Source organism: Streptococcus oralis, assembly GCF_001578945.1.
GTDB classification, from domain to species: Bacteria; Bacillota; Bacilli; order Lactobacillales; family Streptococcaceae; genus Streptococcus; species Streptococcus oralis_Q.
The window spans coordinates 342,173-348,494 of record NZ_KQ969551.1 but is presented as its reverse complement, the minus strand read 5'-3'; the positions used below and the strand labels follow the sequence as shown (position 1 = coordinate 348,494).

General features: G+C 40.5%; 6 protein-coding genes and 1 pseudogene. All 7 read right to left on the bottom strand.

Annotated elements, in window-relative coordinates:
- Positions 1-301: pseudogene (locus SORDD16_RS04370) on the bottom strand (CPBP family intramembrane glutamic endopeptidase); the annotation flags it as partial.
- Between the two features lie 397 nt (positions 302-698).
- Positions 699-2,057 carry a 23S rRNA (uracil(1939)-C(5))-methyltransferase RlmD gene (rlmD, locus tag SORDD16_RS04365; protein WP_061452510.1) on the bottom strand — a complete coding sequence of 453 codons (1,359 nt, stop codon included), beginning with the start codon at positions 2,055-2,057 and terminating at the stop codon, positions 699-701.
- Between the two features lie 74 nt (positions 2,058-2,131).
- Positions 2,132-3,106 carry a DUF1002 domain-containing protein gene (locus SORDD16_RS04360; protein WP_061452509.1) on the bottom strand — a complete coding sequence of 325 codons (975 nt, stop codon included), beginning with the start codon at positions 3,104-3,106 and terminating at the stop codon, positions 2,132-2,134.
- A gap of 87 nt (positions 3,107-3,193) precedes the next feature.
- Positions 3,194-3,796, bottom strand: a complete 603-nt coding sequence (locus SORDD16_RS04355; RefSeq protein ID WP_061452508.1) for a lysozyme family protein — start codon at positions 3,794-3,796, stop codon at positions 3,194-3,196.
- Positions 3,796-4,770, bottom strand: coding sequence for a nucleoid-associated protein (locus SORDD16_RS04350; protein WP_061452507.1), 975 nt, complete (start codon positions 4,768-4,770; stop codon positions 3,796-3,798). Before SORDD16_RS04350 ends, SORDD16_RS04355 begins: the two co-directional genes overlap by 1 nt.
- 7 nt (positions 4,771-4,777) lie before the next feature.
- On the bottom strand, positions 4,778-6,034 hold the full coding sequence (gene glyA / locus SORDD16_RS04345; protein ID WP_061452506.1) for a serine hydroxymethyltransferase: 1,257 nt from the start codon (positions 6,032-6,034) through the stop codon (positions 4,778-4,780).
- Positions 6,035-6,083: 49 nt separating this feature from the next.
- Positions 6,084-6,322 (bottom strand): GNAT family N-acetyltransferase (locus SORDD16_RS11715; protein ID WP_241733978.1); only part of this gene is annotated, 239 nt, incomplete at its 5' end.

Sequence of the window (6,322 nt, the reverse complement as noted above, 5' to 3'; positions counted from 1 at the left end):
CTAAGGAAGATACAGAAAATAGTATCAAAATTGCTAACATATGATAAATGAAATAAATACTACTATTTTCTATCTTATTAAATAAAAAATGTTTAAATTTTATATTATTACTTTTTAAATAAAAGCCACCTGCAATAGCTGGTCCAAGTGCACCAACTATATGTAATATTCTTCCTATAAATGTCTCTAATCCCAAAATATAAGATTGTGTAAATATGGCAAGAAGCCCCCAAGTTATATAAGTAATTCCAAATGTAAAACAAAGATAATTTTTTAAATTCCTTTTATCAATTTCTGTCATTTTATCTTCCTTATTTTGATTATTCTATGTATAATATTTTTTTCTGCTTCTTAGTTGCTCTCAATTATAACTAACTATATTCTATTACAAAAATGCAAAAGAAGCCTTATAATCAAGGCTTTTCATTATCGCTTTCGATACAAGGTTTTTACGATTTTACGAGCAAAGCTACACACTCGGCGGTTCGCTGTTACCGTATCGTTTCGTCGTATACTCCTTACTCTACGACAGCTATCGCATGGGCAGATCATCTACTTCTACTTCGATGATGCCTCAGCTCGTACAAGCAGTGATACTACCTCAACATGATGCGTTTGTGGAACTCAAAAGGTTCGGGGAGTTCAAAGCTCCAGTGGAGCTTTGAAGCCTCTCGCCCTAAAATGAAAAAGTGAGAGGATTAGCTACGTTTCACTAACAAGCTTACACACTCGACGTGGTGCGTCTGCGGAAATAAATCAACCGGCTGTACTTTCTTCAACTCATATCCTAACTCTTTGTAGAGTTTGATATCACGCGCCATGGTTGCCACATTACATGAAATATAGGCAATGCGGTCTGCTCCTGTTTGAGCGCTTGCTTTGATAAAGCTCTCGGTCAATCCCTTGCGTGGTGGGTCGACAAGAATGGCAGTTGGTTGGATACCTTCCTTGAGCCAGTTCTTCATGGCATTTTCTGCTGTGTCACAGACATAGTGGGCATTTGTAATATTGTTTAATGCAGCATTCTTCTTGCTATTCTCCACTGCTTCTGGAATGACCTCAACACCATAGACTTCCTTAACGTGCTTGGCGACTGATAAACCAATCGTCCCAATACCAGAATAGGCATCAATAACCACATCATCTTCTCTTAACTCCGCAAAGTCAATGGCTGTTTGATAGAGTTTCTCTGCCATTTCAGTATTGACTTGATAAAAGGCTGGGCCAGCGATTTGGAAGTCATTTCCCAACATCTTGTCGGTAATATAGTCTTGACCATAAAGGGTCTTCCACTCCTTACCAAAAATAGCATTGGTGTTCTGGTCGTTGATATTTTGCATAACAGACACAATCTCTGGGAACTGCTTGATAAGTTGTTCAATCAACTGCTCCACTCGGAAAATTTTCGGACGAGTTGTTACTAAAATGACCATGATTTGTCCTGAATAGTGCCCACGTCGCACCACAAGATTCCGAATCAATCCAGACTGTTCCTTTTCATCATAAGATTTCAAATCATAACGACGGAGCAGATCTCGTAGGGCAACTACAACCTGGTCAATGACAGGATCTTGAATAAAGAAATCTTCAAGAGGCATAAGGTCATGCGAATTTTTACGGAAAAAGCCAGTTTCCAAGACACCATTCACTCGACGAACGGGCACCTGTGCCTTATTTCGATACTTGACTGGATTTTCCATACCAAGCGTTTCCGCAACCTCTACATCAGCAATTCCTGCAATCTTGTATAGACTGTCTTTAACTTGCTTTCTTTTAAACTTGAGCTGCTCTGGATAGGCAAGATGCCCCAAATCAGCGATACCTGAGCGTAGATAAGCTAGGTCAAGGTCTTGGTTACGGTGTGGAGAGTAAGTAAGGTATTCTTCAACTTTCCCGTAGCCAATCTTTTTATTGACCTTAAGGACACGCATGAGGATTTTCTCAGTTGGTAGAGCATTTTCTACAAAGAAAACCAAACCATCTACCTTAGCAACGCCAGCACCTTCATGGGTCAAATCAACAATTTCAACTTCTACAATATCATTTTTCTTTAACATATTTTTCACTTTCTATCAGCCGACAAAAAAAGACGGCAACATTTCTGTTACCATCTATTATATCATGAAATGACTTAAGCACCAAAACTCTTGAAGAAGTTGACAATGGCTTGCCACAAGGAGCTAAAGAAATTGCCCCCGTCTTCTAGCGCTTTATTAGCATCAAAGTTGAGGTTGATATTTTTAAAGCTATCTCCAGCTTGGGAGACAATGCTTTCCTTGAGGTCATTTAGGGTTTTAGTGAAATCAGCATTATTCAAGATGTCACTCTTTGAGAGATTGAGTGCAAAATTGATGATGATATTGACCTGGTTTCCTGTTATAACCTGATCGAGTTTGTAGTTTTTTAGCGTGTCTTCAACGATTTTGCGGACATCTTCTTCTGTCAGATTCCCTTTGGCTTCTTTTGCCTTTGCGATTCCTGCCTTGATATCTGCCAAAGCGACATTGAGTTTATCGGCATCGTAGCCTGATTTGTCCTTGTTTTCAGCATTAATATCGGATAAGGCTTTTAGCTCCTCTTGAGCCAAGTCTTTATTGGCTTGCGGTACTTTAGCACCATTAGCCTCCAACGAGTAGTAAATCCCTGCTAGAGCGCTCTCTCCTGTAACTGGAATGGGTGCTGCAACGGTGATTTTGGCATGCTCCACTCCCAGCGTCACTGCTGCGTTACGGTACATATCCTGCGTCACCTTGGTGATATTTTCAGGCGTTTCAATCTTTACTTCTAGAGGCGACTTATCACCTAGCTTTTGAATCTTGGCTGATGAATAGAGCTGTAGACTAGCATCATTAGCCACATTCATGATTTTCGAATAGATATTAGGTGTCATAGTTTTGATATCTTTGGTGTCTTTTGATGCGTCATAGCCAAGTTTGCTAAGGGTTTGATTTTTCTGGTCTTCAGATAGAGAAGAACCTAGGACATATTCTGGTTGTACATAGGTTTCATCGATTACTTTTTGAACATCGGTTGCTGCGTGGACGCTCGTCATAGCTGTTGCGACCCACAATACTGCAGCACTTGTTAGAAAGAATTTCTTTCTCATGGGATACTCCCTCCTTTACCTTTCTAGGGTAATAAAACAATCTTAAAGAAAACTTATAGTGAAAAAACACCTGGTAAAACCAGATGTTTAGAAGAAATTAAAGAATTTCATGATATAAAGGTTAAAGCGAACCTGTCTCGAGTAGTAATAATTTCCACCATTTACATAGAGTTCGGCTCCGTGAAAGATAGAAATGGGGTTGATATAGGTGTAGGTCTTTCCAGTGGTATTACCAAGGATTGGGGCGACCGTTTCTTGGGAGTAACGCTTAGCTAGTGCCAAATTATTTTCCTTCCCGTTTTTAGCAATGAAATCAATATAGGCAGGGCCAAAATTATAGGCTTGAACAGCTGTCCAAACATCAACACCCTTTTCCTGAGCTAGGTAGAGATTATCAGTCAATGTCTGAATCCCCTGACGAATGCTCGTCACATTGTCATTGATAGTATTTGTAGTACCGCTAGCAGACTCGCTAGACTGCATGACATCGCCTTCTTTTCCCTTCGTTTCAGTATAAATCATGGCGAGCACCAACTCTTCATTGGCTGGAGTATCTCTTTCGCTGAGTATTTCTCGTACCATGGGTTGGTAGGTCATGACTTGTTTAACATCCTGATGGATATGATAAGCTTTGTATCCTGCGAAAAGGAAGACTGCTAGCACTAGCACTCTTCGTAGTAATTTAAACATTATTTACTTTGAATATCCTCGATATTTTTGATTAAGATAGAATAAGTTCCATTATCGTTTTGGATAAACTCGACCGATTCTGCGTCTTGGTAAACATTATTTGGAACGATGAGTTCGATTCCGTTTGACAAGGAAAGTTTTTGATTTTCAAATTTCTTGAGCTGACGACTGGCATCAATTTCATCGAACTGAACTGGTTCTGGTACGGCTTCCTTGACTTGGTCGATAAAGCTCAAACGAGCTGTCAAATTGTTGTCAAAAAGGTCATTAGCCAATTTCTCAGGAGACAGTTCATTGCTTTCTTCCAAATTATTGAAAATCGCTGATTTGACCTTGGATTGAAATTGAAAATCATCCGTGTTAAAGGACTCTGCAATTCTCTGAGCCGTTTTTTCCAGCTCCTTGATGGATTTCTTTGGTGAAATCTTAGGGGCAACAGCTAGGAGATTATCTGAAAAATAATTCAAGAAAGTCCCGTTGTACTTGATACGTTTCTCGATGAGATGGTACTTGCGACTTTGAAGATTGACCACCAAGGCCTCATCAGCTCCCGTTCCAAATCCAGGCAGGTTATTCTGAGTCAGCTTGATTGGATTGTCACCCTCTCCACCGAGATGGGTCAAGGTCTCACGCAAGGCAATTCGCAAGAAAGCGAAATGTTCAACGCCTTCTTTAGAAAACTGAACAAAAACCAAGTCATTGGTCTTTAGATTTTCAGAAATGCTGAACTCCTCTTTCCAGAGATTAGCCAGTGTTACTGATGTCTCCAACAAATCGTCCGTGATGTGATTGAAGAAGGGATTTTCTTCTTCGAAAATCCCAGTCTTGGCTTCATCTGAATACACGCGTTCAATTTTTTTACGCAGATATTCTTCGATTTTTGGAGTGATATTGAGAAACTTATCCGCTAGAAACAGCTCGGTATCATCTGGGCTGAACTGATGGATAATAGCTTTCTTAATATAAATGTCCATAAAAGTATTAGTCCTCGTATAGTGGGAAGGCATCTGTCAACGCTTTGACTTCACTTCTCACTTCTTCTGAAACAGCTTCATTTCCTGCATTTTTAAGGGTTTTAATGATGAGTTCAGCCACTTTGCGGCTTTCTTCTTCACCAAATCCACGTGCAGTGATGGCTGCAGATCCGATACGAATCCCACTTGTCTTGAATGGTGACAATGTTTCGTATGGGATTGAGTTTTTATTTAGGGTAATATTAACCTCATCCAGCAAATTTTGAGCAACTTTTCCGTTTTCTACAACCTTAGTGACATCAACAAGGAAGAGGTGGTTTTCAGTCCCACCAGAAATGATACGGAAATCAGGGTCTTGCAAGAAAACTTCAACCATAGCTTTGCTGTTTTTGATGACATTAGCAGCATATTCCTTGAAAGCTGGGTCCAAAACCTCTTTGAATGAAACAGCCTTAGCAGCCACAACATGCTCCAAAGGACCACCTTGAATACCAGGGAAAATAGCCGAGTTGATTTTCTTAGCTAGATCCTCATCATTTGTCAAGATCAAGCCACCACGAGGTCCACGAAGGGTTTTGTGGGTCGTTGTTGTAGTGATATGAGCGTATGGTACTGGGCTTGGGTGAAGTCCAGCTGCCACCAAACCAGCGATATGGGCCATATCGACCATGAGTTTAGCCCCAACAGCATCTGCGATTTCACGGAATTTAGAGAAATCAATAATGTGAGAATAGGCTGAAGCACCAGCTACGATTAGTTTTGGTTTTACTTCTTGGGCTTGTTTCAAGATCGCATCAAAGTCCAAGAGTTCCGTTTCAGGATCCACACTGTAAGAAACAAAGTTGTAGGTTTGACCAGAGAAGCTAACTGGAGCTCCGTGGGTCAAGTGTCCACCTGCTGCCAAATCCATTCCCATAACGGTATCACCTGGCTCAATCAAGGCCATGTAAGCCGCACAGTTGGCTTGGCTTCCTGAGTGAGGTTGAACATTGGCAAATTTAGCACCGAAAATTTCTTTTGCGCGTTCAATAGCTAGAGTTTCTACCACGTCTACTACATCAGTTCCACCATAATAACGGCGTCCTGGGTAACCCTCGGCATATTTATTCGTCAAGATAGACCCTTGAGCAGCCATTACAGCCTTGGAAACCACGTTTTCCGAAGCAATCAACTCAATGTTGTTTTGTTGGCGTTCTTCTTCTTTGGCAATAGCATTCCAGAGATCAGCATCGTATGCTTTAAAATCGTCTTTGTCAAAAATCATAGGTCTTCTCCTTTATAGTGTGACTGGTCCTTTAGTTTAAGAAAATATACTAAAAGATGCGAATAAACCGTTTCTGCACTTTATCACAAGTATAACCAACTTTTTCATAAAATGCATGAGCTCCCAGACGATGATCAGCAGAGTTTAAGCGGATAAACCCATAACCCCGTCTTTTTGCTTCTTGATCCAACCCTTGCAGTAAGCTTTTACCAATACCTTGCCCTTGTGCTTGAGGCGAAACCGCTAAGCCTAAGATATTAAAACCTGCTTTGGAATAGAGAGATTCAT